19 protein-coding genes, 2 rRNA genes and 3 pseudogenes are annotated in these 25,514 nt (G+C 72.9%); 4 read left to right on the top strand and 20 right to left on the bottom strand.

Annotated elements, in window-relative coordinates:
• Positions 1–250: 250 nt before the first annotated feature.
• From ACLB9X_RS31625 to ACLB9X_RS31600, 6 genes are all read right to left on the bottom strand, one after another.
• A complete protein-coding gene (locus tag ACLB9X_RS31625) occupies positions 251–835 on the bottom strand; it encodes a hypothetical protein (RefSeq protein WP_410363862.1) in 585 nt (194 codons plus the stop codon).
• On the bottom strand, positions 820–1,998 hold the full coding sequence (locus ACLB9X_RS31620; RefSeq protein ID WP_410363861.1) for a ParA family protein: 1,179 nt from the start codon (positions 1,996–1,998) through the stop codon (positions 820–822). The genes ACLB9X_RS31625 and ACLB9X_RS31620 overlap by 16 nt, the downstream gene beginning before the upstream one ends.
• A gap of 337 nt (positions 1,999–2,335) precedes the next feature.
• Complete coding sequence (gene ald / locus ACLB9X_RS31615; RefSeq protein ID WP_410363889.1) at positions 2,336–3,451, bottom strand: alanine dehydrogenase; 1,116 nt, start codon at positions 3,449–3,451, stop codon at positions 2,336–2,338.
• Positions 3,452–3,594: 143 nt separating this feature from the next.
• A complete protein-coding gene (locus tag ACLB9X_RS31610) occupies positions 3,595–5,634 on the bottom strand; it encodes a tetratricopeptide repeat protein (protein WP_410363860.1) in 2,040 nt (679 codons plus the stop codon).
• Positions 5,635–5,834: 200 nt separating this feature from the next.
• Entirely contained in the window at positions 5,835–6,461 is a 627-nt protein-coding gene (locus ACLB9X_RS31605; RefSeq protein WP_410363859.1) for an NUDIX domain-containing protein, read from the bottom strand.
• 85 nt (positions 6,462–6,546) lie between these two features.
• Positions 6,547–8,229 (bottom strand): CTP synthase, encoded by a 1,683-nt coding sequence (locus tag ACLB9X_RS31600; protein WP_410363888.1) that lies wholly within the window; start codon positions 8,227–8,229, stop codon positions 6,547–6,549.
• 481 nt (positions 8,230–8,710) lie between these two features.
• On the opposite strand from ACLB9X_RS31600, the gene ACLB9X_RS31595 reads away from it, so the two are divergent.
• A complete protein-coding gene (locus ACLB9X_RS31595) occupies positions 8,711–10,513 on the top strand; it encodes a glycoside hydrolase family 15 protein (RefSeq protein ID WP_410363858.1) in 1,803 nt (600 codons plus the stop codon).
• Between the two features lie 44 nt (positions 10,514–10,557).
• Positions 10,558–12,177: a PucR family transcriptional regulator gene (locus tag ACLB9X_RS31590; RefSeq protein ID WP_410363857.1), complete on the top strand. Its 1,620-nt coding sequence runs from the start codon at positions 10,558–10,560 to the stop codon at positions 12,175–12,177.
• 242 nt (positions 12,178–12,419) lie between these two features.
• Here ACLB9X_RS31590 and ACLB9X_RS31585 read toward each other — a convergent pair whose 3' ends face one another.
• The 6 genes from ACLB9X_RS31585 to ACLB9X_RS31560 all read right to left on the bottom strand — a co-directional run bounded on the left by ACLB9X_RS31585 (position 12,420) and on the right by ACLB9X_RS31560 (position 18,320).
• The gene (locus ACLB9X_RS31585) at positions 12,420–13,496 is read right to left on the bottom strand and encodes a glycosyltransferase family 4 protein (protein ID WP_410363856.1); all 1,077 of its coding nucleotides are present in this window, start codon (positions 13,494–13,496) and stop codon (positions 12,420–12,422) included.
• A gap of 88 nt (positions 13,497–13,584) precedes the next feature.
• Positions 13,585–14,358: a hypothetical protein gene (locus tag ACLB9X_RS31580; protein ID WP_410363855.1), complete on the bottom strand. Its 774-nt coding sequence runs from the start codon at positions 14,356–14,358 to the stop codon at positions 13,585–13,587.
• Positions 14,359–14,480: 122 nt separating this feature from the next.
• Positions 14,481–16,199 (bottom strand): DNA repair protein RecN, encoded by a 1,719-nt coding sequence (gene recN, locus ACLB9X_RS31575; protein ID WP_410363887.1) that lies wholly within the window; start codon positions 16,197–16,199, stop codon positions 14,481–14,483.
• Between the two features lie 96 nt (positions 16,200–16,295).
• A complete protein-coding gene (locus tag ACLB9X_RS31570) occupies positions 16,296–17,228 on the bottom strand; it encodes an NAD kinase (RefSeq protein WP_410363854.1) in 933 nt (310 codons plus the stop codon).
• A complete protein-coding gene (locus ACLB9X_RS31565; RefSeq protein ID WP_410363853.1) occupies positions 17,225–18,040 on the bottom strand; it encodes a TlyA family RNA methyltransferase in 816 nt (271 codons plus the stop codon). The genes ACLB9X_RS31570 and ACLB9X_RS31565 overlap by 4 nt, the downstream gene beginning before the upstream one ends.
• 7 nt (positions 18,041–18,047) lie before the next feature.
• Positions 18,048–18,320 (bottom strand): hypothetical protein, encoded by a 273-nt coding sequence (locus tag ACLB9X_RS31560; protein WP_410363852.1) that lies wholly within the window; start codon positions 18,318–18,320, stop codon positions 18,048–18,050.
• Between the two features lie 42 nt (positions 18,321–18,362).
• Between ACLB9X_RS31560 and ACLB9X_RS31555 the strand changes: the two genes are divergently transcribed.
• A complete protein-coding gene (locus ACLB9X_RS31555) occupies positions 18,363–18,710 on the top strand; it encodes an SCP2 sterol-binding domain-containing protein (RefSeq protein ID WP_410363851.1) in 348 nt (115 codons plus the stop codon).
• A 385-nt stretch (positions 18,711–19,095) separates the two neighbouring features.
• Here ACLB9X_RS31555 and ACLB9X_RS31550 read toward each other — a convergent pair.
• The 4 genes and pseudogenes from ACLB9X_RS31550 to ACLB9X_RS31535 form a co-directional block, all read right to left on the bottom strand.
• Positions 19,096–19,275, bottom strand: a pseudogene (locus tag ACLB9X_RS31550) (ATP-binding cassette domain-containing protein); the annotation flags it as partial.
• Positions 19,271–19,870 (bottom strand): annotated as a pseudogene (locus ACLB9X_RS31545) (FecCD family ABC transporter permease); the annotation flags it as partial. The pseudogenes ACLB9X_RS31545 and ACLB9X_RS31550, both read right to left, overlap by 5 nt.
• Positions 19,867–20,747, bottom strand: a pseudogene (locus ACLB9X_RS31540) (FecCD family ABC transporter permease). The pseudogenes ACLB9X_RS31545 and ACLB9X_RS31540, both read right to left, overlap by 4 nt.
• Positions 20,748–20,906: 159 nt before the next feature.
• Positions 20,907–21,935, bottom strand: coding sequence for an HAD-IIA family hydrolase (locus ACLB9X_RS31535; protein ID WP_410363850.1), 1,029 nt, complete (start codon positions 21,933–21,935; stop codon positions 20,907–20,909).
• A 72-nt stretch (positions 21,936–22,007) separates the two neighbouring features.
• On the opposite strand from ACLB9X_RS31535, the gene ACLB9X_RS31530 reads away from it, so the two are divergent.
• On the top strand, positions 22,008–23,291 hold the full coding sequence (locus tag ACLB9X_RS31530; RefSeq protein ID WP_410363849.1) for a DUF1015 domain-containing protein: 1,284 nt from the start codon (positions 22,008–22,010) through the stop codon (positions 23,289–23,291).
• Positions 23,292–23,365: 74 nt separating this feature from the next.
• On the opposite strand, the gene ACLB9X_RS31525 is transcribed toward ACLB9X_RS31530, so the two are convergent.
• The 4 genes from ACLB9X_RS31525 to ACLB9X_RS31510 form a co-directional block, all read right to left on the bottom strand.
• Positions 23,366–24,109, bottom strand: coding sequence for a hypothetical protein (locus ACLB9X_RS31525; RefSeq protein ID WP_410363848.1), 744 nt, complete (start codon positions 24,107–24,109; stop codon positions 23,366–23,368).
• Positions 24,094–24,939 (bottom strand): hypothetical protein, encoded by an 846-nt coding sequence (locus ACLB9X_RS31520; RefSeq protein WP_410363847.1) that lies wholly within the window; start codon positions 24,937–24,939, stop codon positions 24,094–24,096. Before ACLB9X_RS31520 ends, ACLB9X_RS31525 begins: the two co-directional genes overlap by 16 nt.
• Before the next feature lie 218 nt (positions 24,940–25,157).
• Positions 25,158–25,274 (bottom strand): 5S ribosomal RNA (rrf, locus tag ACLB9X_RS31515).
• A 134-nt stretch (positions 25,275–25,408) separates the two neighbouring features.
• Positions 25,409–25,514, bottom strand: a 23S ribosomal RNA gene (locus tag ACLB9X_RS31510); the annotation flags it as partial.

Raw genomic sequence — 25,514 nt, 5'->3', positions numbered from 1 at the left:
CCCACCGAACGCCCACCCGGGCCTTCCGCATCCGCCCCGCCCAGGGCGTCCGCGGCGCGCGGCTCGGGGGCCGGGGGCTCGACCCCGGTTTCGGGAAGGGGCGGGGTGGGGGACGCCGGCCGCGGACCCGTGCCCGGGCCGCGGCCCAGCGCGCGACGGCGCGACGGGCGGGGCGTTTCGTCGGTCGGGGGCATCGTGGTCCAGGAACAGGCAGCGGCGGCGCAGGCGGGCAGGCCCGCAGGCTACCGCGTCAGCGTCCGCGCAGACGCCGCACGAGGATGCTCGCGTCGCCGCGCTGCTCCAGGTCCGCCAGCACCACCGCCACCGCCTCGCGGACGATGCGCCCGCGGTCGACGGCCAGCCCGTGTTCGCCGCGCAGCACGAGCCGCGCGTGCTCCAGGTCCATCAGTTCCTCGGCCGAGACGTAGACCGTGATCTTCTCGTCGTGCCGTTCACGGCCACTGGGCCGGCGGTTGGCCCCGCGCCCCCGCCTGCGCGTCGCACCGGCGGCACCCGCCGCCTGCGCCTCGCCCGCCGGCGCCCGGCGTCCCTTCACCCCAGCCGCACCCGCAGCCGCACCCCCAGCCGGCGCCGCCTCCGCGGCCTCCGCGCCCCGGCTGCGTTCCTCGACGGGCGCCTCCGGCTCGGCGGCCGCGGCGTGCTCCTGCGAACGGGACGACGGCGTGCCGTCCGCCGCAGGGTCGCTCTCCCCCGCCGGCGCCGGCACCCGCGGCTCACCGTTCGTCTGCCTGCGCGGGGTCGACGCCTGCAGCGCCGTGCCCCCGGTCGTACGGAACAGCTCGTCGGCCCCGGGCAGACTCACTCGGCGTGACACCGGGCGAGCACCTCCCTGGCGAGCTGGCGGTAGGCGGCGGCACCGACGGAGTTGGACGCGTACGTGGTGATCGGCTCACCGGCGACCGTGGTCTCCGGGAAGCGCACGGTCCGGCCGATCACCGTGTGGTAGACGTGGTCGTCGAAGGCCTCCACGACGCGCGCCAGCACCTCGCGGCTGTGCACGGTCCGGGAGTCGTACATCGTGGCGAGGATGCCGTCGAGCTCCAGCTCGGGGTTGAGCCGCTCCTGGACCTTCTCGATGGTCTCGGTCAGCAGCGCGACACCGCGCAGCGCGAAGAACTCGCACTCGAGCGGCACGATCACCTTGTGAGCCGCCGTCAGCGCGTTGACGGTCAGCAGGCCGAGCGAGGGCTGACAGTCGATCACGATGTAGTCGTAGTCGGACATCAGCGGCTTCAGCGCACGCTGCAGCGTCGACTCGCGCGCGACCTCGCTCACCAACTGCACTTCCGCGGCCGAGAGATCGATGTTGCTCGGCAGCAGGTCCATGTTGGGGACGGCGGTCTTGAGCAGCACCTCGTCCGCGGACATGCCGCGCTCCATGAGGAGGTTGTAGACCGTCAGGTCCAGCTCCATGGGGTTGACCCCGAGGCCCACGGACAGCGCGCCCTGCGGGTCGAAGTCGACGAGCAGCACCCGGCGTCCGTATTCCGCGAGTGCCGCGCCCAGGTTGATGGTCGACGTCGTCTTGCCGACGCCGCCCTTCTGGTTGCACATCGCGATGATCTTCGCGGGTCCGTGATCGGTCAGCGGGCCCGGGATCGGGAAGTACGGCAGGGGGCGCCCGGTGGGGCCGATCCGCTCGCGGCGCTGGCGGGCGGCGTCGGGCGCGAGGGTGGCCGCGTACTCGGGATCGGGCTCGTACTCGGCGTCGGGGTCGTAGAAGTGCCCTTCGGGGACTTCCTCGTAGGCGGCGAAGTGGGTGGACTCTCGGCCACTCTCGTTGCCGGCCATGGCGTTCACGTGTTGGCCGTCCATCATCTTCATCGTGTGGGGTGTCGTCATGTGCGTCGTGTGCTGGTGCGTCGCGAAGGGGCGGACAGCGACGGAGCCGACAGCCTCGAAACCGGTCGACGGGTCCTGGCCCGCAGAAGCCGTTCCTGGTTGACCACCCCCGGGAGTAAATGTCGACTCATTCACAAGTCGTCTTACCTCCTTGGACGTGACCAGGAAACTTATCGATAGGTCAGCGTGGCACCATGCCGACGGTTGGCGACTCTATGGCGTGTCACCGGTCCGCAGCAACACAATCCGCCGGACCCGGCCCGATGTGTCGGCAATCGAACACGCCGATGTCAAGGGCGCAGAGCCCTTTCCGCGTGCTTCCGCGCACAGGTTTCGGTGGCGGGCAAGATGGTAAAGGGCTGCGTTCGAGGCGAGTTGAGCAGGCGCGGCGATCCGGGCCGGAACACGCGTCCGGCCGGACCTCGGGCAAGGTCCGGCCGGCTGCGTGACGTTGACGACGTCGGTTGACCCGTCAGCCGAGCAGCGTGCTCAGCTCGACGCTCTCGAGGCCGTGCGCCTCAGCGACCTCGGCGTAAACCACCTTGCCGTCATGGGTGTTGAGGCCCTTGGCGAGCGCGGCGTCGCGACGGAGCGCCTCGACCCAGCCGTTGTTGGCCAGCGACACGATGTACGGGAGCGTGGCGTTGGTCAGCGCATAGGTGGAGGTGTTGGGCACCGCGCCGGGCATGTTGGCGACGCAGTAGAAGACCGAGTTGTGGACCTGGAAGGTCGGCTCGGCGTGCGTGGTGGGACGCGAGTCCTCGAAGCAGCCGCCCTGGTCGATCGCAATGTCGACAAGGACACTTCCGGGCTTCATGCGGGACACGAGCTCGTTGGTGACCAGCTTCGGGGCCTTGGCTCCCGGGATCAGCACGGCGCCGATGACGAGGTCGGCCTCGAGGACGGCCTTCTCCAGCTCGAACGAGTTGGACATGACGGCCTTGACCTTCGTACCGAAGATCTTGTCGGCCTCGCGCAGCTTGTTGATGTCGCGGTCGAGCAGGGTCACCTCGAAGCCCATGCCGACGGCGATCTGCGTGGCGTTCCAGCCGGAGACGCCGCCACCGATGACGACGGCCTTGGCCGGGACCACGCCCGGGACGCCGCCGGGGAGCACGCCGCGGCCGCCGGCCGAGCGCATCAGGTGGTAGGCGCCGACCTGCGGGGCCAGGCGGCCCGCGACCTCGGACATCGGGGCGAGCAGCGGCAGCGCGCGGTTCGCGGTCTCCACCGTCTCGTACGCGATGGCGGTGGTGCCGGACTCCAGGAGGGCGTCCGTGCACTCGCGGGACGCGGCGAGGTGCAGGTAGGTGAAGAGCGTCTGGTCCTTGCGGAGGCGGTGGTACTCCTCGGCAATGGGCTCCTTGACCTTCAGCAGCAGGTCGGCGGTGGCCCAGACCTCGTCGGCGGTGGGCAGGATCTGCGCACCGGCGGAGACGTACTCGTCGTCCGTGATCGAGGAGCCGACACCGGCGTTCTGCTCGACGAAGACCTGGTGGCCGTTGCGCACCAGCTCGTGCACGCCGGCGGGGGTGATGGCCACCCGGAACTCGTTGTTCTTGACCTCGCGGGGGATACCGACCTTCACGTCGATCACGGTCCTTGACTCAGGGGATATTTCGGTCAATGCCATAGATACCCAGGCACACAGCGCGCACCGGGACACACCACGAGAAGACGTGGTGCGACCAGTCTAATGAAGGATTTCTCGCTGTCTAGCCTTACAAAGCATCAATCTTTCTCCGGAGCACTACGGATTTCGTAGGTGGAAGCCTCGGTTCCCAGCAGTCTTTCCGAAGTCAGCCGGTGCAGCCGCGCCGCGGCCGGGTCGCCGAGACGGTCGAGTGTGTCGGCGAGCCTGAGCTGCAGCGCGGCCTGCAGACGTACGTCGCCGGCGCGCCGCGCCCATTCCACGGCCTCGCGGCAGGTGTGCAGCGACTCCTCCGGCCGTCCCGCGTACTCCTGCACCCGGGCCGCCTCGCTCAGCGCCCGCGCCTGGGCCGGGACGTCGCCGAGCCTGCGGTATCCGGCGGCCGCCGCCCGCCAGCTGCGCAGCGCTTCTCCGTAGCGGCCCGCGTAGGTGTGGGCCGTGCCGAGGCGTCCGTACAGCCGGGCCGCGTCGGCCTGCTCGCCGCGTGCCTGGCGCTGGGCGAGCGCCCGCCCGTACCAGTCGGCGGCCCGCTGCCAGTCCCCCAGCTCCTGGTAGGCACCGCCGACGGATTCCATCGCGCGGCCGGTGGCATAGGCGTCGTTCGCGGCCCGGCCGGCGTCCAGTGCGGCCCGGTAGCGGGCGAGTGCGTCCTCGGTGCGGCCGGTCCTGGCATCCAGGTCGGCGAGGTTCAGCAGCGCCGCGGCCCGCTCCCGGTGCAGGCCGCGGCGCTCGGCGACGCCGAGCACCAGCTGGTGCAGTCCGTACAGGTCGGGCGCGGCGGCCTCCGTGCCCTGGTGCGCGGCGAGGGCTCTGACCAGGGCCGCGACCAGTCTGCGGGCCAGCGTGTCCAGCTCGCCGTCGTCGACGGCGAGCCGCGCGGCGGCCAGCAGCGCGGGCCGGTGCGCCCGCAGCCACGCGTCGGCCTCGGCCACCGACGCGAAGCGCAGTGCACGGGGAAGCCCCGCGAGCTTCTTGCGGGCCGGTGACTCCTCGGGCTCGGTGACCGCGCGGCATGCCTGGAGACGGCGCACCGTCCGCTCCAGCATGCGGGCCCTGGCGAGCTGTACCTCTGCGGGCCGGTCGGTCGCCTCCGACAGCGCGCGCAGCAGGGGGGTGAGGCAGCCGGGCACCTCGAAGCCGTCCCCGGCGGGGTGCAGCAGGCCGAGTTCGGCGAACCCCTCGAGGGTGGCCTGGGCGGCGGCCACCGAGCAGCCGGCCAGGGCGGAGGCGGTGTGGGCGTCGGCGAATCCGGCGGGGGCCAGGGCGAGCAGGCGCAGTATCCGGGCGGCGGGCGACGGCAAGGACTCGTGGACCAGGCGGAACGCGCGGGCCAGCGGCCGTACGCCGCGTGGCTGCTCCCCGTCGTCCGGCAGGGCCCGCAGCCGCTTGGCGGCGTCGGCGACCGACACCGCCGGCCGGGCGGCCAGCCAGCCGCCGATCAGGACCAGTGCGGCGGGCTGCCCGCCGCACTCCTCCGCGACCGCCTCCGCGGCCTGCGGGTCCACCGTGATGCGGACCTCGCCGGTGAAGGCGGTGAGCAGCTCGATGGCGGCCTTGGCGTCCAGGCCGCCGACGGTGCAGGGGCGTACGCCGGGGATGCCGGTCAGCGGACCGTCGGAGACGGCGACCACCAGGCAGTCGGGGTTGTCGGGCAGCAGCAGGTCGACGTGCTCGGCGTCGTGGGCCTCGTCGACGAGGAGCAGCGCGCGCCGTGCGGCGAGGGCTTCGCGGACCATCCCGGTCAGTTCGTCGTCACCGGCCCCGGGCGGCGAGGCGATGCCGAGGTCGCCGAGCAGGTGCCGGGCCGCTTCGTCGAGCGGTACGGGCCGGCCGCCGGGCTCGGCCAGCCTGATGCGCAGAGTGCCGTCCGGGTACCGGTCGGCGAGCTGCCGGGCGAGCTCCTCGGCGAGCGCGGTCCGCCCGGAACCGGGCCGCCCGGCGATGAGGAGGACGCGGGCACGGGCGGCCTTGCGGCCCGCGAGGGTGTCGAGTCCGGCGTGCTCGATGTCGGCGTGCAGTGACTTCAGTTCCCGCTGGCGGCCGAAGAACCGGTCACCCCGGCCGGAGCGAACGGCATCGGCCCGGTCGGGGTCGCCCAAGTCCAGCACCTGATCCGTCACGGGGCACGCTCCAGTCCGTCCGCGCACGAGCCGAGCCCGCCGGGGCTCCGCACGGGCGGTTCGAGCGTAGTTCACGCTCTGCGACGAACCGCGCGGAGCGGCCGGGGAGGACGCCGCGATCGCTCGATCGGATCAACCGATCGTCACACTGGCGACGGTGAGTACCGGTCAGCCCCGGCCGGCCCGGTACGCAGGCCGCGTCACGCCTCGAACGGACGGGCCGGCCACGGTGCCTGCGCCTCGCGCAGCGCGTCGAAGCCCTCTCCCGCGCGCGCCGCCACCGCCGACAGGACGCCGACGACCAGGCAGGTGTTGTGCAGGTCCCCGGCGAGCACCGCGCGGACCAGCTCCTCCAGCGGCACCCGGTCCAGCTCCATGTCCGCCTCCTCCTCGGCGACCTCGAAGCGCTCGCCGTCGGCCGCGGACAAATCGCGCGCCAGGAAGATCCGCACGGCCTCGTCGCAGCCGCCCGGGGTGGTGTAGACGTCGGTCAGCACCCGCCAGTCCTCGGCCTTGACGTGTGCCTCCTCGTACAGCTCACGCTGGGCCGCGTGCAGCGGGTTCTCGCCGGGCACGTCCAGCAGGCCGGCCGGGATCTCCCACAGCTTGTGGCGCACGGGGTGGCGGTACTGGCGCAGCACCAGCACCCGCCCCTCCTCGTCGAGGGCGAGGACGGCGACCGAGCCCGGGTGGACCTGGTAGTCCCGCTTGACCACCGCGCCGTCGGGCATGACCACGTCGTCGGTGCGGACGCTCGTCTTGTTGCCCCGGAACGGCGTCTCGGTCGCGGTGACCCGCCACTCCTCGGGCGTGTCCTTGATGGTCATCAAAAGCGTCCTTCCACCACACACAAACGAAAACCGGGGCACGGACCCGCACGGTCCGTACCCCGGTCAACCGTATCGCCCGCGGTTACTCGCCCGACGTGCGCGCGGCCTGCTGCCGCTCCACGGCCGCCCTCACCAGGCCGGCGAACAGCGGGTGCGGACGGGTCGGGCGCGAGCGCAGCTCCGGGTGCGCCTGGGTGGCGACCAGGTAGGGGTGCACCTCGCGCGGGTACTCGACGTACTCGACGAGCTTGTTGTCGGGGGAGGTGCCCGAGAAGAGGATGCCCGCCTTCTTCTCCAGCTCCGCGCGGTAGGCGTTGTTCACCTCGTAGCGGTGGCGGTGGCGCTCCTCGACGTACGGCTGGTCCGCGTAGACCTCGCGGACGATCGAGCCCTCGGCGAGCTTGGCCGGGTACAGGCCGAGCCGCATGGTGCCGCCCAGGTCGCCCGCGCCCTCCACGTAGGCCAGCTGCTCCTCCATCGTGGAGATCACCGGGTGTGCGGTGCCGGCGTCGAACTCGGTGGAGTTGGCGTCGGGGATCTCGGCCAGGTTGCGCGCGGCCTCGATCACGATGCACTGCAGGCCCAGGCACAGGCCGAGCAGCGGGACCTTGTTCTCACGGGCCCAGCGGATGGCGCCGACCTTGCCGTCGACCCCGCGCTCGCCGAAGCCGCCGGGGATGACGATCGCGTCGACGTCGCCGAGCTGCTTCTGCGCGCCCGCCTGCGTCTTGCAGTCGTCGGAGGTGACCCACTCCACCTTGACGCGGGCCTTGTTCGCGAAGCCGCCGGCGCGCATCGCCTCGGTGACCGACAGGTAGGCGTCGGGGAGGTCGATGTACTTGCCCACCAGCGCGACGGTGACCTCGTGGTCGGGGTTGTGGACGCGGTCCAGCAGGTCGTCCCACGTGGTCCAGTCGACGTCGCGGAACGGCAGGTCCAGCTTGCGCACGACGTACGCGTCCAGGCCCTCGGTGTGCAGCACCTTCGGGATGTCGTAGATCGACTTGGCGTCGATGGCGGCGACGACCGCGGCTTCGTCGACGTCGCACATGAGCGAGATCTTGCGCTTGATCGCGGTCGGTACGTCCCGGTCGGCGCGCAGCACGATCGCGTCCGGCTGGATACCGATGTTGCGCAGCGCTGCGACCGAGTGCTGCGTCGGCTTGGTCTTCAGCTCGCCGGAGGGACCGATGTAGGGCAGCAGCGAGATGTGCACCACGAAGACGTTGTCCCGGCCGACCTCGTGACGGACCTGGCGGACGGTCTCCAGGAACGGCAGCGACTCGATGTCGCCGACGGTGCCGCCCACCTCGGTGATCACCACGTCGACGTCGTCGGTGGCCATGCGGCGGATGCGCGACTTGATCTCGTTGGTGATGTGCGGGATGACCTGCACCGTGTCGCCGAGGTACTCCCCGCGTCGCTCCTTGGCGATGACCTGCGAGTACACCTGGCCGGTGGTGACGTTGGCCGAGCCGTCGAGGTCGACGTCGAGGAAGCGCTCGTAGTGGCCGATGTCCAGGTCGGTCTCGGCGCCGTCGTTGGTGACGAACACCTCACCGTGCTGGAACGGGTTCATGGTGCCCGGGTCGACGTTCAGGTACGGGTCGAGCTTCTGCATGGTGACCCGCAGGCCCCGCGCCTTGAGCAGCGCGCCCAGGCTGGAGGCCGTGAGGCCCTTGCCGAGGGAGGAGGCGACACCCCCGGTGACGAAGATGTGCTTGGTCGTCATGGCTGTGCTGTTTCGAAAAGCAGCGGGCGGCATCGCCAAGAGGGGGCTCCCGTGGTCGCTTGGTGGGGTGCGTACCGGCGTCCGGCCCGGATTCGGGGGGGTGCCGTCGCTGCGGTTTCGGGGCCTTCTCGTAGCGGGACGGCCACCGGTCCACGGGGTACCAGGGTATCAGCGACGGGACACGGCTGCTCCGGCCACACCCGGCGACTCGCCCGGGCCGGGTGCGGACCGTTCACCGCAGCCCACCTGCCGCTCGCCCGTTCGGCGTCGTCACGTTGTCCGGACACCTGCGCGGATCATGTGCGTGCGTCGTATCCTGCTCGGACACTCGCTGCCGAGCCGGGCCGTTCGACCGGCATCTCGGAGCCCCATCACCCGGAAAAACCGGCCACCCCCCACCATGGGGGTGGCGACGGTGCCACTGTGGTGTTTGGGGTCACCGCGGCTCGTCAACGACCCTTGACTGCAGTAAGCGCCCCGCGGGGCGGACGTGGCCGTTCGACTGGAGATACACGTGGCCGGGCGCATCGAGGATTACGCACTCATCGGAGACATGCAGACCGCAGCCCTGGTCTGCCGGGACGGCACGGTCGACTGGCTGTGCCTGCCCCGCTTCGACTCGCATGCCAGCTTCGCCGGAATCCTCGGCACCGAGGAGCACGGATACTGGCGGCTCGGGCCGGCGTACAGCGTGAACGACGCACCGCCGAGCGCCGACCGCCGCCGCTACCGCGGCGACTCGCTGATCCTCGAATCGGAGTACGACACCCCCCGCGGCACGGTCCGCGTGACCGATTTCATGCCGCCCCGTGACGGCGCGCCCCAGCTGATCCGCATCGTGGAGGGCGTCAGCGGCCGGGTGCCGATGCGCTCCGCGCTGCGCATGCGGTTCAGCTACGGGCGGGTGGTGCCGTGGGTGCACAAGATCGACACCCGCACGGTGGCCGTGGCCGGACCGGACTCCGTCTGGCTGGACACCGAGGCGGAGACGTACGGCAAGGACCTGACCACCTACTCCGACTTCACCGTCGCGCCCGGCGACCGGATCGCGTTCACGATCAGCTGGCAGCCCTCGCACAAGGAGCCGCCGGGGCTGCCGGACCCCGAGGGCGCGCTGGCGGCGACCGCCGACTTCTGGCGCGAATGGGTCGACCACTGCACGTACCACGGCCCCTACCGCGAGGCCGTCGTCCGCTCGCTGATCACGCTGAAGGCTCTGACGTACGCACCGACCGGCGGGATCGTCGCCGCGCCGACGACGTCGCTCCCCGAGGACATCGGCGGCGTACGGAACTGGGACTACCGCTACACCTGGCTGCGCGACGCGGCGATCACCCTGTCGTCGCTGCTGCGCACCGGCTACCGCGAAGAGGCCCGCGCCTGGCGCGAGTGGCTGCTCCGCGCGGTCGCCGGCGACCCCGAGAACCTGCAGATCATGTACGGGATCGCGGGCGAACGGGAGCTGGGCGAGGCCGAGTTGGACTGGCTGCCCGGCTACGAGAACTCCAGCCCGGTCCGGGTCGGCAACGGCGCCGCGCACCAGCTCCAGCTCGACGTCTACGGCGAGGTCACCGAGGCCCTGCACCTCGCGCACATGACCGGCCTGGCGCGCAACGACTACGCCTCGCTGCTCCAGCTCAAGCTGATCCAGTACCTGGAGAAGCACTGGGACCAGCCCGACGAGGGCATCTGGGAGGTCCGCGGTCCGCGCCGGCACTTCGTGCACTCCAAGGTGATGGCCTGGGTCGCCGTCGACCGCACCATCAAGCTCATCGAGTCCGGCGACGCCGACGGACCGCTGGACCGCTGGCGCGAGCTGCGCGACGAGATCCACCGGGACGTCTGCGAGAAGGGCTACGACAAGGAGCGCAACACCTTCACCCAGTCGTACGGCTCGCAGGAGCTCGACGCCTCCCTGCTGCTGATCCCGCAGATGGGCTTCCTGCCGCCGGACGACAAGCGGGTCATCGGCACGATCGAGGCGATCCAGCGCGAGCTGTCGACGTCGGACGGTTTCATCCTGCGCTACCCGACGGAGGGCGCGGACGAGGGCGTGGACGGCCTGCCGGGCGACGAGGGCGCGTTCCTCGCGTGCTCGTTCTGGATGGCGGACGACCTCGCGATGATCGGCCGGGTCGACGAGGCCCGCAAGCTGTTCGAGAAGCTGCTGGCCCTGCGCAACGACCTCGGGCTGCTCGCCGAGGAGTGGGACCCGCGTCTCCAGCGGCAGGTGGGCAACTTCCCGCAGGCGTTCAGCCACGTCCCGCTGATCGACACCGCCCTGCGGCTGACGGCCTCGGGCGCGTACGGCGGCTGATCCGTGTTGTCCCAGGTTGCGCCGCCCCTGTAGCGTCCGCAGCCATGGAGACGCAGGGCGGCATCACCGTGCAGCGGGCGCTGGAGCTGCCCGGCCTCCGCAGCGGGCTGCCGGAGGTCCTGGCAGGGGCGGACCGGCTCGACCGCACGGTCCGCTGGGTGCACGCCGGTGAGGTGCCCAACATCGCCTCGCTCCTCAAGGGCGGCGAGCTGCTGCTGACGACCGGTCTGGGGCTCGGCACCCGGCCGGCCGACCAGCGCGCCTTCGTGAACCGGCTCGCCGAACGCGGGATCGCCGCGCTCGTCGTCGAACTGGGGCCGCGGTTCGCGCGCCTGCCCGGCACGATCGTCGAGACGGCCCGCACGGCCGGGCTGCCGCTGGTGCAGCTGCACCGCGAGGTGCCGTTCGTGACGGTGACGGAGGAGATCCACACCGAGATCGTCAACGGCCACTACGCGCTGCTGCGGCAGGCCGAGGAGGTGAACCGGCGGTGCACCGAGGCGCTCCTGGCCGGCGGCGGCGTGCCCCAGGTGCTCGGCATCCTCGCCTCGTTCACGGGCGACCCGGTCTTCCTGGAGACGCCCGACGGGCAGCTGCTGTACGCGGCGGACACCCCCGGCGACGCGGCGGGCGTCGCCGACCCGCTCCAGGTGTGGGAAGGGCTCCGCGGCGGACGCCAGGAGGGGCCGCCGACGAACGCCGTCCTGGTGGACGTGCCCGGCGGCGGCCGGGGCTCGGCCGCCGTACGCGCCCGGCTGGTGCTGCTGGCGGTGTCGTCCCCGCTGCTGCCCGTCCACCGCATCGCCGCGGAGCGCGCGGCGGCGTCGCTCGCGGTCGTCCTCATGCAGGCCCGCCAGGAGGAGGAGCTCGCGGCCCGCGGCCGAGGCGACTTCCTGACCGATCTCGCCGAGGGCCGCATCGCCCCCGAGGACGCCCCGGCGCAGGCCCGGGTGCTCGGCTTCAAGCCGGGCTCGGGGCCGCTGCTGCCGGTGGTGATGCGGCTCGCCGCCGAGCTGACGCCGACGGGCAACTGGGCCGTGCTCGCCCGGGCCGTCTCCGATGCGCTGGCCTCCCTCGGCGTGCCGGTCCTGCTCGGCGTGCGCCCCGTGGAGGGCCGCGTGCCGCTCCTCGTCGGCCTCCGGGCGGAGTCCGACCGGACGGCGGTCGCGGGCCGGGTCGCCGACGCGCTGCGCACGGGCGTCGAACGGGCGGGGCTCGGGAGGGCGGCGCATCCGCCGGTGGTCGTGGTGGGCGTGGCGGGCGGCTGGGCCACGGCGGGCGCGGGGCTGCGGCACGCGGCGGAGACCGCGACGGCGGCCCGCGGCCTGAGTGACCGCCCCTGGTACGACGCCCGGCGTCTGGACATCGACCTGCTGCTGTGGCGTCTGCGCGAGCATCCGGACCTGGCGGCGTTCGTGGACCGCGCGATCGGGCCGCTGCGGGCGCACGACGCGACGTCGCGCCCGCCGCTGCTGCCGACGCTGGAGAGGTATCTGGCCCACGCGGGCCGCAAGGCGGAGACGGCGCGCGAACTGCATCTCAACCGGCAGACGCTGTACAACAGGCTGGCGCGGATCGGGGAGCTGCTGGGCACGGACCTGGACGACCCGGAGACGGTGCTCTCCCTGAGCCTGGCCCTCCGCGCCCGCCGCCACGCCCCTTGACCGGGGGCCGCCGCCCCCGGCGCCCCGTGGCGGGGCTCCGCCCCGAACCCCGCGCCTCAATCGCCGGCGGGGCTGGTCTCGTACGACACCTCCGGGCTCCGCCCCTACGGCCTGGCGGCCGTGGGAGGTGCCCCCCAGCGGGGCTGGACGGGCAGCGGCGTAGCCGGCCCGTCCGGCGACCGGGGCCACCGCGCGGAGCGCGGCACGGGCTGCGCGGCGAAGCCCCGGCAGAGCGCCCCGCTTCACCCCCCGCCCACCACCTCGTCGTACACACTCAGCACCTGCGCGATCGTGTCGTCCTCCGACGGCCACGCCCCCGCCTGCACCCGGCCCGCCCGCGCCAGCTCCTCCCGGCGCGCCGGGGCCGCCAGCAGTCCCGACACCGCCGACGCCAGCGCGCCCGCGTCGCCGTACGGGACCAGTACCGCCGCCTCGCCGACCAGTTCGGGCACGCCGCCGACGGCCGTCGCCACCAGGGGGACGCCCAGCCTCAGCGCCTCCTGCGCCAGCACCGAGCGCGCCTCCCAGCGGCTGGGCAGGACCGCGACGTCCGCGGCCGCGAGGATCTCGGCCGCGTCGTCGCGGCGGCCGAGCAGCCGCACCGGCAGGTCCTCGTCCTCGATGCGCCGCTGGAGCTCGGCCCACTGAGGCCCCTCCCCCGCTATCAGGAGCAGCGGCACCGGATCCAGCGCGCGCCACTGGCGGGCGGCGTCCAGCAGCACTCCGTAGCCGCGGTGTTCGTCGAGGCTGCCGACGGCGACGAGCAAGGGGCGCTCGACGACGCCCAGTTCGGCGCGCTTCTTGTCCGGCCGGCCGAGCGCCGCGCACGCGCGGGGCGTCGCGAGCGGCGCGAGCCGGGCGTCGCGGGCGCCGCACTCGCGGGCCCGGTCGACCAGCTCGGAGCAGGTGGCGAACACAACGGCCGCCGCCCGTACGGCCCTTCGCTCGAGGAGCCGCAGGAGCCGGCGTCGCGCGCCCTCGGCGTGCCCGCGGGTGTGCCACGTGACGACGAGCGGCACGCGCTGCCCGCTCAGCGCGAGCGCGGCGCGCACGGCGGCGTGCAGCCCGTGCGCGTGCACCACGTCCGCGTCGGCGCACGCCGCGCGCAGCGCGCCGACGGACAGCGGATCGCTCCGGCGCGGCACGGGCACGAAGTGCGCACCTGCACCCACGTAGTCGTACGCATGGTCGAGTTCGGCGGGGGCGCACACCGTCACCCGCACGCCCCGCGCCACCAGCCCCGCGGCCAGCGATCTGACGTGCGCGCTGCTGCCCGCACTGCCGCCGCCCAGCACCTGGACCGTACGCAGCTCTTTCACGCGCCAAGGATGCCAGCCCGTACGGACGTTCCGGCACCGTTCTGATGTCGTGCCTGTGTCGGAACGGGGTCCTCTGTAACAGGATCACTCACATAGGTGATTCGGCCGCGATTCTGCTGACATCGGCTCCCCGTACCGCCGCCGTGACCAGGGCCGCCGCGTGCAGGAAGAGTCCGGCGCGGCCGTTGCCCGCCACGACGGCCGTACCGAGCGCCGCGCCCAGCGCATGGGCGCCGGTGTCGCCGAGCATGGTGCGCTCGCCGAGGTCGTCGGTGACGACGGCGGCCGCGGCGCCGACCGGCGCGGCGGCGAGCGCTCCCCGGCGCAGCAGGCCGGGCGCGCCGAGCCCCATGACGGCGAGGGCAGCGCGCCCCGGGGCCACGTCGACGAGGTTGACGAAGTGCGCGGAGCCGGCGATCACCACGCCGGCGAGGAGTCTGTCGAGCGGCCGTTCCTTGAGCATCGCCCCGGCGACGAGCCCGGCGGCGCCGATCCCGAACAGTTTGACGGCCCCGCTGGTCACTCCGCCCTGCCGCAGCGCGCCCAGGTGGGCACGGAAGCCGCGCCGCGAGTCGCCGGCGCCGGCCGTGTCGTCGTACGCCCCGCACAATCCGGCCACGCCGACGGCGATCGCCGCCGCGCCCCGCGTACGGGCGGGCAGGGCGCCCACCACGGACCCGACGGCGACGGCAGGTCCGGCGAACAGGTCGACGGTGCGTCCGGCGTAGTTCGTGCGCTCCCAGCGCGCGGAACCGGTGCCCACGCGCCGCCGCAGCACCCAGACGACCGACCGCGTGGCGCCGAAGGCGGTGAGAAGGGCGGCGGTCCGGGCGGGTCTCCTGATGTCCTGGCCTGCTCGCATGAGCCCCACCTTATTGATCAGGCGAGCCCTGATCACGCGCGTTCACCGCGACCGGCACCGGTGCGCACGATCACCGGGGCGACACCGGACGACGAACACGCCCGCCTCGGCCGGAGCCCCCGTCAGCCGTCCGCGCGGGCGGCCGCCAGCAGCTCCTCCGCGTGCGCCCTCGCCGTCTGCGAGTCCTCCTGGCCGGCGAGCATCCGGGACAGCTCGCGCACCCGGTCCTCCCCCTCCAGGGCGGTGACGCCGGAGCGGGTCACAGAACCGTCGTTGGTCTTCTCGACGAGCAGCTGCCGGTCCGCGAACGCGGCCACCTGCGGCAGGTGCGTGACCACCACCACCTGGGCCGACTTGGCCAGCTTCGCGAGCCGCCGCCCGATCTCGACCGCCGCCTTGCCGCCCACGCCCGCGTCGACCTCGTCGAAGAGGTACGTCGGCACCGGGTCGGTACCCGCGAAGACCACCTCGACGGCGAGCATCACACGCGAGAGCTCACCGCCGGACGCGCCCTTGGCGATGGGCCGCGGAGGCGCCCCCGGGTGCGGTGCGAGCAGCAGCTCGACCTCGTCCACGCCGTACGGCCCGTACGCCACGGTCCGGCCGCCGACCTCCACTCCGTCAGGGTCCTCCGTCTGCCGGATGGCGAACGAGACCCGGGCGTGCGGCATCGCGAGGGAGGCGAGCTCCTCGGTGACGGCCTCCGCGAACCGGGCCGCCGCCTCCGTACGCGCGTCGGTCAACGCCTGGGCCAGCTCGGCGAGTTCACGGCGCAGCGCGTCCCGCTCCGCGGTCAGCTCGCCGATCCTGTCGTCGTCGCCGTCGAGTTCGGTGAGCCGGGCCGCGCCCTGTTCGGCCCAGGCCAGCACGGCCGCGATGTCCTCACCGTACTTGCGCGTCAGCTGCGTCAGGGCCGCCCGCCGCTCCTCGACCGCCGCCAGCCGCAGCGGGTCCGCGTCGAGGTTGTCCGCGTATCCGGCGAGTTCGCCGGCCACGTCGCCGAGCAGGATGGAGATCTCGCCCATCCGGTCCGCGAGCGCGGCCAGGGCCGGGTCGTGGGCCCGTACGGCGTCCAGCGCCCGCCCCGCGCCGGCGACCAGGGTGGTCGCGTCCACGGCCTCCGGGTCCTCGGGGTTGCCCGCGAGGGCGGCGTGCGCGAGGGAGGCGGCGGAGGCGAGGGCCTCGGCGTGCCCGAGCCGCTCGGCCTCGGCCGCCAGCTCGACGTCCTCGCCGGCCCGCGGCTCCACGGCCGCGATCTCGTCAAGGCCGAACCGCAGCAGATCCGCTTCCTGAGCGCGTTCACGGGCACGTGTGGTCAGCTCGTCCAGCTCGCCCGCGACGGCGCGCAGCCGGCGGTAGGCGGCCGCGTACTTGGCGTGCGGTCCGGTGACGGCGTCGCCCGCGTAACGGTCGAGCGCCTCGCGCTGACGCGCGGGGCGCAGCAGGCCCTGCTGGTCGGTCTGGCCGTGGACGGCGACGAGTTCGTCGGCGAGCTCGGAGAGCATGCCGACGGGCACGGAACGCCCGCCCAGATGGGCGCGCGAGCGCCCCTCCGCCGAAACGGTCCGGCTGATCAGCAGCGTCCCCTCGTCGAGCTCCGCCCCGGCCTCCTCGGCGCGCAGCGCGGCGGGGGCGTCGCCGGACACCCTGATCCGCCCCTCCACCACCGCCGACTTGGCGCCGATCCGCACCAGGGCGGGGTCGGCCCGTCCGCCGAGCAGCAGCCCGAGGCTCGTGACGACCATCGTCTTGCCCGCACCCGTCTCGCCGGTCACCGCGGTGAACCCGGGCGACAGCTCGACGACCGCGTCGTCGATGACTCCGAGCGACCGTATCCGCATCTCCTCCAACACGGACACGACCTTACGAGGTCCGGGGGCCGCCGCGCGACGGACCCCGGCCACGCATTCACTCTCCCGGGCAACGCCGGGACCCGCTCAGTGCGGTGCGCCGCGCCAACCCGACACCGGCAGGGCGAACTTGGCCACCAGCCGGTCCGTGAACGAGGCGTGGTGCAGCCTGGCCAGCCGCACCGGAACGGCTCCTCGCCTGACCACGACGCGAGCACCCGAGGGCAGCTCCACGGTCCGGCGGCCGTCGCACCAGAGCACTCCGTGCGGGGTGTGCGGCTGGACCTCGACGGCGAGGGTCGAGTCCGGCGAGGTCACCAGCGGCTTCGCGAACAGGGCGTGCGCGCTGATCGGCACCATCAGCAGCGCCTCGACCTCGGGCCACACCACCGGTCCGCCGGCCGAGAAGGCGTAGGCGGTCGAGCCCGTCGGGGTCGCGCAGACGATGCCGTCGCAGCCGAAGCCGGTCACCGGGCGTCCGTCGATCTCCAGGACGACCTCGAGCATGCGCTCGGCCGAGACCTTCTGGACGGCGGCCTCGTTCAGCGCCCAGTCCCGGTGCACGATGTCGCCGTTGCTGTGCACCACGACGTCCAGGGTCATCCGCTCCTCGACCTCGTACGCCCGGGTGACGACGCGGTCGACCACCTTGTCGAGGTCGTCCCGCTCGGCCTCGGCGAGGAAGCCGACCCGGCCCAGGTTGACGCCGAGCATCGGCACGCCCGAGGCACGGCCGAACTCGGCGCCGCGCAGCAGCGTCCCGTCACCACCGAGCACGATCAGCAGCTCACAGCCGTCGAGCACCTCCGGCGTCGCGTCGGGCACGGTCTGGACGGAGGCGGGCAACGGCAGGTCCGCCGCCTCCGCCTCCAGCACCCGGACGTCGATGCCGTTGCGCAGCAGGCCCTGGACGACGAGTTCGGCGCTGCGGATCGCGGCGGGCCGGCCGGTGTGGGCGAGCAGGAAAACGGTGCGTACGCGGGTTCTGGCTGATGTCGTGGTCGCTGCTGTCGTGGTCAACGAGGTCCCTCCGCCACTGCACGGTCGACGTCCGCCGGATCGAGCTCGGGCGCCCCGGCCCGGAGCCACAGAAAGTATTCGACGTTCCCGGACGGGCCGGGAAGCGGGCTGGCGGTGACTCCCCGTACGCCGAGACCGAGCTCACCCGCCCGCTCGGCCACGGAACGAACGGCCTCGGCCCGCAGTTCCGGGCTGCGCACGACACCGCCGCTGCCGAGGCGTTCCTTGCCCACCTCGAACTGGGGCTTGACCATGAGGACGAGGTCCGCGTCGGGCGCGCTGCAGCGGACCATGGCCGGCAGCACGAGCCCGAGCGGGATGAAGGACAGATCGCCCACCACCAGGTCCACCGGCACTCCGTCGATCGTCTCCAATGTCATCTCACGGACGTTGGTACGGTCCTTGACGGTCACGCGTTCATCGCTCTGCAGGGACCAGGCGAGCTGCCCGTAGCCGACGTCCACGGCGACGACGTGCGCGGCGCCGGCGCGCAGCAGCACGTCGGTGAAGCCGCCGGTCGAGGCGCCCGCGTCCAGCGCGCGCCGGCCCTCGACCTTCAGGCCGAGCGGTACGAAGGCGGCCAGCGCGCCGGCCAGCTTGTGGCCGCCGCGGGACACGTAGTCCGGGTCGTTGTCGTCGGCGGCGACGACGATCGCCGCGCTCGTCTCGACCTGGGTGGCGGACTTGGTCGCGGTGTTGCCGCCGACGCTGACCCGCCCGGCGGCGATCAGCTGGGCGGCGTGCTCGCGCGAGCGCGCGAGCTTGCGGCGTACCAGCTCGGCGTCGAGACGGCGGCGGGCGACTCCTGCCACGGTGGGTTCAGCTCCTGAGGTTGTGCGACGGGTCATGGGGGCGCGCGTCGAGCGCGGTCAGCGCGTCCCGCAGTCCCCGGTGTACATCCTCGTACACCTCCAGGTGTCCGGCGGCAGCGAGGTGGTCGGCGTCGGCCAGCCTCTCCAGCAGGGCGTCCACGTCGGCGTTGCCGGTGGGCACGCGCGGCACGCCGAGCGGCGCGGGCGCGGCGGGGTCGGGCGCCGGCTCCGGCTCCGGCTCGGGTGCGGGGCCCTCCTGGGCGGGCATGGAGTCGCTCATGCCCAGACGCTACCGCGAAGCCCTGCGGTACCGTCGATCACGATGGCCACGACGCAGGAGTGCCTCGGCGCACTCGAGAGACTTTCGGACAACCTGGCGAACGCGAACGGCGACGTGCGCAGCGCGGCGGCGCTGGACCGCTCCCTCAGCTGCCACGTCACGGACCTGGACACGACGTTCACCGGCCGCCTCCAGGACGGCCGGATCGAGGTGACGGCCACGCTGCCGGGCCCGCCCAGGGAGAAGGCCCAGATCTGCCTGGCGATGGCGGGCGACGACCTGGTGGCGATGGTCGACGGCGACCTGAACTTCGCGAGAGCGTGGGCGTCCGGCCGCATCCGCCTCGAAGCCGGCTTCCGCGACCTCCTCCGCCTTCGAGCACTGCTGTAACGGACGCTCCCGCGCCGTTCTGGAGGGCCGCTTCCGCATCGGGCCCGCGCTCCAGCCCCGGGGACGGGCTCGTCTCCCCAGGGCCACCGGCCCGCAGGGTGTCCGGGCAACCGCCCGAGCGCGGCACGGATCTGGGGCAACGGGTATCGGGGGACGCTCATGGGCACCGGGCCGCAGGGAGGTTCGGGCAACCGCCCGAGCGCGCATGGAGCCCTGGGGCGAAGCCCCGGCTCCGCACTCGAAGCCCCACGATCGACGGACCGCAGGGGTTCGGGCAACCGCCCGAGCGCGGCACAGGCCCAGGGGGGCGAAGCCCCACGGCTGCCAGGCCCCAAGCGCACCCGGAGCACCGCCCAGAGGGCGACGGGGCCCGGAACGCAGCCGGGCCCCGGACCACGGGCACACGGGAAACCGTGAGCCCGTCGGGCGCGATCGACGACTGCGGCAGCAGGCCGAGCGTCCTGGCGACCTTCTTGGCGGGCATGGAGTGGATGGCCTGCCCGTCGAGCAGCACCCGGCCCTGGGAGGGCTTGAGCATCCGGGACAGGGCACGCAGCAGGGTCGAGGGAGCCCGTCATCCAGAGCGTGGCGCGGGTCGCGTCGACCAGATCGGCGTTGGTGATCAGGTAGTGAATGACCGCGGTCAGCACGGCCGCCACGCCGATCCCGACGAGCACGAGCCGGAAGCCGTGCACGCCGCGCTTCCACGCGAGGAGGTGGACGAGCACGCCGGTGAGCAGGCCGCCGAAGACCGCGCCGCCCGACACGGCGAGCGAACCGCCGCCGAACAGCACGATGACGGTGAGCGCCCCGACGGTCGCGCCCTGGCCGAACCCGATCACATCGGGGCTGCCGAGCGGGTTGCGGGACAGCGACTGGAAGATCGCGCCGCTGAGGGCGAGGGACGCCCCGACGAGGACGGCGACGAGCACGCGCGGCAGCCGCAGCTCCCGCACGATGAACTCCTGCGCTGCGGTGCCGTTCCCGAGCAGGGTGTCGACGACGTCGGAGAAGGACATGGGGAAGTCGCCGCTGCCGATGAGAACGACGGCCGAGGCCGCGGCGGCCGCGGCGAACACCAGGACGACGGCCGCCGCCCGCGGTTCGACCCGGACCGAGAACCCTCCGGGCGTGCGTATCGCTTTCACCGCGCTGTTCACAGCTGGGCCATCCTCTTGCGGCGTACGAGGTGGATGAAGACGGGACGGCCGATCAGCGCGGTGACGATGCCCACCTGCAGTTCGGAGGGCCGCACGACGACACGGCCGACGACGTCCGCACCGAGCAGCAGGACGGGCGCGAGGACCGCGGCGTACGGCAGGATCCAGCGCATGTCGGGGCCGGTGATGGCCCGTACGATGTGCGGGATCATCAGCCCGACGAAGATGATCGGCCCGCACGCGGCCGTCGCGGCCCCGCACAGCAGGGTGACCGCGAGCATCGCGAGGACCCGGGTACGGTTCAGACGGGCGCCCAGGGAACGGGCGGTGTCGTCGCCCATCTCCATGGCGTTCAGCGGGCGAGCAGCAACGACAGCACCGCGCCCACCGTGACGAACGGCACGACCTTCGTGACCGTGCCCGACTCGGCCGCCGCCAGCGAGCCCACGGTCCAAAAACGCAGCCGGTCCAGCGCCGCCGAGTCGAGCAGCTGCACGGCGTTGAGGTACCCGTACAGGGCGGCCGTCGCCGCGGTCCCCGCGAGGGCGAGCCGTACGGAAGTGGCGCTGCGGCTCCCGCCGAGGACGTACACGGCGGGCGAGACGACCGCGGCCCCGGCGAAGGCGAACCAGACGTAGCCGGTGAGCGAGGTGACGCCGAGGAAGCTGATGGCCGACACGACCGCGGCGGCCGCCCCCGCGTTGACGCCCAACAGGCCGGGTTCCGCGAGGGGGTTGCGGGTCAGGGCCTGCATGACCGCGCCGGACAGGCCGAGCGCGGCCCCGGCGATCAGGCCGAGCAGCGTCCGGGGTACGCGTACGTCCCGGACGATGACGTCGTTCCTGGTGCCCGTGTTGTGGAACAGGCCGTCCCACACGTCGGAGACCGGCCGGTCCTTTGCGCGCCGACGGCCCCGGCTGGGAGCCCGGCGACCCCGGTCGTGGCGACCAACCGGACGTGGTGACCCCGGGCGTACCGACCCCGGTCAGGGCAGCCCCACACGTGCCGACCGCCCGGCCCGGATCAGCGCGCCGGGCTACCACTCCAGCGTCGCCAGCACCTTCCCCGCGTCCAGCGTGCACGCGCCGTCCCCCGCATACGTCCACGCGGCCCCGCACAGCGCCCGCAGCCCGTCCAGCGCCGCCCCCGCGCCGTCCAGCACCAGCTCGTCGCCGCGCACCGTCGCGCTCCAGCCCCCGCAGCGGAACTCCCCGTCCGCCTCTGTCACTTCCGGCTGCGGCGTCAGTATCCCGCGCAGATCGGCGTCCACGTACGTCGGCCGGTGCTGCGGAACGGCCGCCAGCAACCGCGCCGCGTCCGTCACGCCGGTCAGGACGAGCAGCGAGTCCACGCCCCCGTTGAACGCGCCCTCGATGTCCGTGTCCAGACGGTCCCCGACCACCAGCGGCCGCTCGGCGCCCGTCCGCAGAATCGTCTCCCGGTGCATCGGCGGCAGCGGCTTGCCCGCGATCTGCGGCTCGGCGCCCGTGGCGATCCGGACGACCTCGACCGCCGCACCGTTGCCGGGCGCGATGCCCCGGGCGCTGGGAATCGTCAGGTCGGTGTTGGAGGCGAACCACGGCACGCCCCGCGCGATCGCGTAACACGCCTCCGCGAACCGCCCCCACGCCAGATCCGGCCCGCCGTACCCCTGCACCACGGCCACCGGCCCGTCGTCCGCCGATTCCACCGGCTCGAGCCCGCGCTCACGCAGCGCCACCCGCAGCCCTTCGCCGCCGACCACCAGCACCCGGGAACCGGCCGGAACCTGCTCGGAGATCAGCCGCGCCACCGCCTGCGCGGACGTGATCACGTCCCCGGCCGCGGTCGGCACGCCCAGCTCCGTGAGGTGCGCCGCCACGGCGTCCGGCGTGCGCAGCGCGTTGTTCGTCACGTACGCGAGATGCATTCCGCCGGCACGCGCCGTCGCCAGCGACTCGACGGCGTACGCAATCGCCTCCCCGCCCGCGTACACCACACCGTCCAGGTCGAGCAGGGCCGTGTCGTACGCCTCGCTCAGCGCGCTCGCGCTGGCGCCCGGCCGGTTCGTGCCCTGCTGACTCATCCGTATCCGCTCCTCGCTCGGGTCCACTCCCCCGATCATCGCTCATCCCCCGTGCACGCATACGATGCCCTGATGAACAACGAAGGTCCCGCGGCCAATGGCGGCCTGCACCTGATCCCGTTCCGCGGACTGCGCTACGTCCCCGAGCGGGTGGGCAGCCTCGCCGCCGTGACCTCGCCGCCGTACGACGTGGTCGTCAGGCCCGACGGCCTGCACCACCTCGAATCGGCGGATCCGCACAACATCGTGCGTCTCATCCTGCCGCAGGCCGCCTCCCCCGCGGACCGTCACCGGCAGGCCGCCGAGACACTGACCCGCTGGCTGTCCGACGGCGTGCTGGCCGCCGACCCGGAGCCCGCCCTGTACGTGTACGAGCAGCGCAAGGGCGATCTGCTCCAGCGCGGCGTCATCGGGGCGCTCGCGCTGTCCGAACCGTCCGACGGCATCGTCCTGCCGCACGAGGACGTGATGCCGGAGGTCGTCGCCGACCGTGCCGCGCTGATGCGGACCACCGCGGCCAACCTGGAACCGCTGCTCCTCACCTACCGCAGCGGTGGCGAACTCTCCGGGACCAGTGCCGTCATCGAGCGCACCATCCTGGGCCCGCCGGTCATCGCCACCACCACCGAGGACGGATTCAGCCACCGGCTGTGGTCGGTCACGGACGCGGGCGAACTCTCCCGTATCCGGGACGACCTGAGCCACCGCCAGGCCCTCATTGCCGACGGCCATCACCGCTGGGCCACCTATCTGCGCCTGCGCGCCGAACACACGGGCTCGCCCGGCCCCTGGGACTACGGTCTGGTTCTGCTCATCGACACCGCCCGCTACCCGCTCCAGGTCCGCGCGATCCACCGGCTGCTGCGCCGGCTGCCGATCGCCGACGCCCTGTCGGCTCTCGACGGGTCGTTCCGCGTCCGCGGCCTCGACGTCTCCCTGGAGCAGGCGATAGGCACCCTCGCCGAAGCGGCCGCCGAGGGCAACGCCTTCCTGCTCGCCGGTGACGGCCGTTTCCATCTCGTCGACCGCCCGGACCCGGAACTGCTCTCCGGAACGGTCCCCCGCGGACGCCCGGAGGCCTGGCGCACGCTGGACGCGACCGTGCTCCACGCGACGCTGCTCGACCACATCTGGCGCGTCCCCGACACCCCGGACCACATCACCTACATCCACGACACCCGGGCGGCGGTCACCCAGGCCGAACGGGACGGCGGCACCGCCGTGTTGATGCACCCGGTGCCCGAAGAGGTCGTACGCGAGCTCGCGCGCGAAGGCGTCACGATGCCGCGCAAGTCGACCTCGTTCGGCCCGAAGCCGGCCACGGGCCTGGTGCTGCGGAGCCTCGCACTCGACTGAGGCGGCCCACACGTGTGAGGGCGGTACCCGGCCGGGTACCGCCCTCACACGTCTTCATCACTACCGCCTGCCCGCTACTCGGCGGACGTGTCCTCCGCCTTGCCCTCGGGCCTGCCCTCCGCCTTGCCCTCGGCGTCGGCCTGCGTGCCGGCGTCACCGGTGCCGCCCGGCTCCGCCCCCCGCTCGGACACCGGGGCACCGCCCTCGTGGTCGTCGAGGTCCTGGTTCTCCAGGCTCCCGTCGAGGTCGTCCATCACGTCGACGAACTCGACGCCGTCGATCTCGGCGAGCCGGTCGGAGGCGTCGGTCGCGCCGTCCTTGTCCGCCTCCAGCGCCTTGGCGAACCACTCACGCGCCTCGCCCTCCCGACCGGCGGCCAGGAGCGCGTCGGCGTACGCGTACCGCAGCCGCGCGGTCCAGGGCTGCACGGCGTTCGAGGCCAGCTCGGGGCTCTGCAGGGTGACGATGGCCGCCTCCAGCTGCCCCATGTCCCTGCGGGCACCGGCGGCGACGAGCCGCATCTCGACCTGGCCCGCCTTGTCCAGCTTCTGCACCTCGGGCTCGCCGGCCATCTGCAGCGCGCGCTCGGGACGGCCGAGACCGCGCTCGCAGTCGGCCATGACGGGCCACAGCTCCACGGTGCCGGTCATCCGCCGCGCCGCCCGGAACTCGGCAAGCGCCTCCGCGTACTTCTGCGTCGCGTACGCGGCGAAGCCGGCGGCCTCGCGCACGGCGGCGACGCGGGAGGCGAGCCGCAGAGCGACACGAGAGTAGGCGTAAGCCCGCTCGGGGTCCTCGTCGATCAGGTTCGCGACCATGACGAGGTTCCTGGCGACGTCCTCGGCGAGACCCTTCGGAAGGCTCTGCAGCTCCTGCCGTACGTCCTTGTCGATCTCGTCCCCGGTGACGTCGTCGGGGATGGGCAGCCGCTTGATGGGCTCGCGGTCCGAACGCTCCCGGTCGTCACGACGGCCGTAGCCACCGCGGTCGTCGCGGCCGCGGTAGCCACCACGGTCGTCGCGCCGGTCGTCACGCCTGTCGTCGCGGCGGGGACCGCGGAAACCGCCGCCCTGGCGGTCCCGGTCGCGGTCGTCACGGCGGAAGCCGCCACCGGGGCGGTCGTCACGACGGCCGTAGCCACCGCCGCCGCCGGGACGACCACCACGGTCGTCACGCCGGTCGTCACGACGGAACCCACCACCCTGACGGTCCCGGTCACGATCGCGATCCCGGTCCCGGTCGTCGCGACGGAAGCCGCCGCCGACGGGACGACCGCCCCGGTCGTCACGCTGCCGGTCCTCACGGGGACCCCGGTACCCACCACGATCATCACGCCGGTCATCACGACGCTCGTCGCGACGGAACCCGCCACCACGCTCATCGTCACGGCGGAAGCCGCCACCGGGGCGGTCGTCACGACGACCGTAGCCACCGCCGCCGCCGGGACGACCACCACGGTCGTCACGCCGGTCGTCACGACGGAACCCACCACCCTGACGGTCCCGGTCACGATCGCGATCCCGGTCCCGGTCGTCACGGCGGAAGCCGCCACCGGCAGGACGACCACCACGGTCGTCACGCGATCCGCGGTAACCCCCGCGCTCACCACGGTCGTTGTCCCGACGAGGCCCACGGTCCCGGTCGTCACGACCGCCGCGGAAACCTCCCCTGTCACCACCGTCCCTGCGACGCGGCTCGCGATCCGGACGATCGTCGGGAGAGTTGGTGGACATCGGCGTGACTCCTGTCTTCGGGTACCACAGTCATTCTCGCGCAGCCGGCCATCGGCCGCGCTTCGGCATATCAGCAAACAAAAAAGGACCCTTGGTCCAGCGTGAACGCTGGACCAAGGGTCCTTCAAAGATTGTTCGGCGGCGTCCTACTCTCCCACAGGGTCCCCCCTGCAGTACCATCGGCGCTGAAAGGCTTAGCTTCCGGGTTCGGAATGTAACCGGGCGTTTCCCTAACGCTATGACCACCGAAACTCTATCGGGCCACCCCGCAGAGCGGGATATCGGCACTTAGCGAACAAGCACACTCTTCAATTAATAAGTGAAACTGGTTCAACCGGTGCGACTGTTCGCAACCCGGGAACCACACAGTGGACGCGAGCAACTGAGGACAAGCCCTCGGCCTATTAGTACCGGTCAACTCCACCAGTTACCTGGCTTCCATATCCGGCCTATCAACCCAGTCGTCTACTGGGAGCCTTACCCTCTCAAG

The sequence above is a fragment of the Streptomyces sp. 5K101 genome, from assembly GCF_046506645.1.
In the GTDB taxonomy this organism is placed as follows: domain Bacteria; phylum Actinomycetota; class Actinomycetes; order Streptomycetales; family Streptomycetaceae; genus Streptomyces.
The sequence above is the reverse complement of the archived record's forward strand: the minus strand, read 5'-3'. Positions and strand labels throughout refer to the sequence as shown.

Bases quoted from the DNA above. Each gene is read 5' to 3' on its own strand.
- ACLB9X_RS31605 (WP_410363859.1), bottom strand. From the start codon at position 6,461: ATGACCATCAAGGACACGCCCGAGGAGTGGCGGGTCACCGCGACCGAG.
- ACLB9X_RS31600 (WP_410363888.1), bottom strand. From the start codon at position 8,229: ATGCCGCCCGCTGCTTTTCGAAACAGCACAGCCATGACGACCAAGCAC.
- ACLB9X_RS31590 (WP_410363857.1), top strand. From the start codon at position 10,558: ATGGAGACGCAGGGCGGCATCACCGTGCAGCGGGCGCTGGAGCTGCCC.
- ACLB9X_RS31580 (WP_410363855.1), bottom strand. From the start codon at position 14,358: ATGCGAGCAGGCCAGGACATCAGGAGACCCGCCCGGACCGCCGCCCTT.
- recN (WP_410363887.1), bottom strand. From the start codon at position 16,199: ATGCGGATACGGTCGCTCGGAGTCATCGACGACGCGGTCGTCGAGCTG.
- ACLB9X_RS31560 (WP_410363852.1), bottom strand. From the start codon at position 18,320: ATGAGCGACTCCATGCCCGCCCAGGAGGGCCCCGCACCCGAGCCGGAG.
- ACLB9X_RS31555 (WP_410363851.1), top strand. From the start codon at position 18,363: ATGGCCACGACGCAGGAGTGCCTCGGCGCACTCGAGAGACTTTCGGAC.
- ACLB9X_RS31535 (WP_410363850.1), bottom strand. From the start codon at position 21,935: ATGAGTCAGCAGGGCACGAACCGGCCGGGCGCCAGCGCGAGCGCGCTG.
- ACLB9X_RS31530 (WP_410363849.1), top strand. From the start codon at position 22,008: ATGAACAACGAAGGTCCCGCGGCCAATGGCGGCCTGCACCTGATCCCG.
- ACLB9X_RS31525 (WP_410363848.1), bottom strand. From the start codon at position 24,109: ATGGTCGCGAACCTGATCGACGAGGACCCCGAGCGGGCTTACGCCTAC.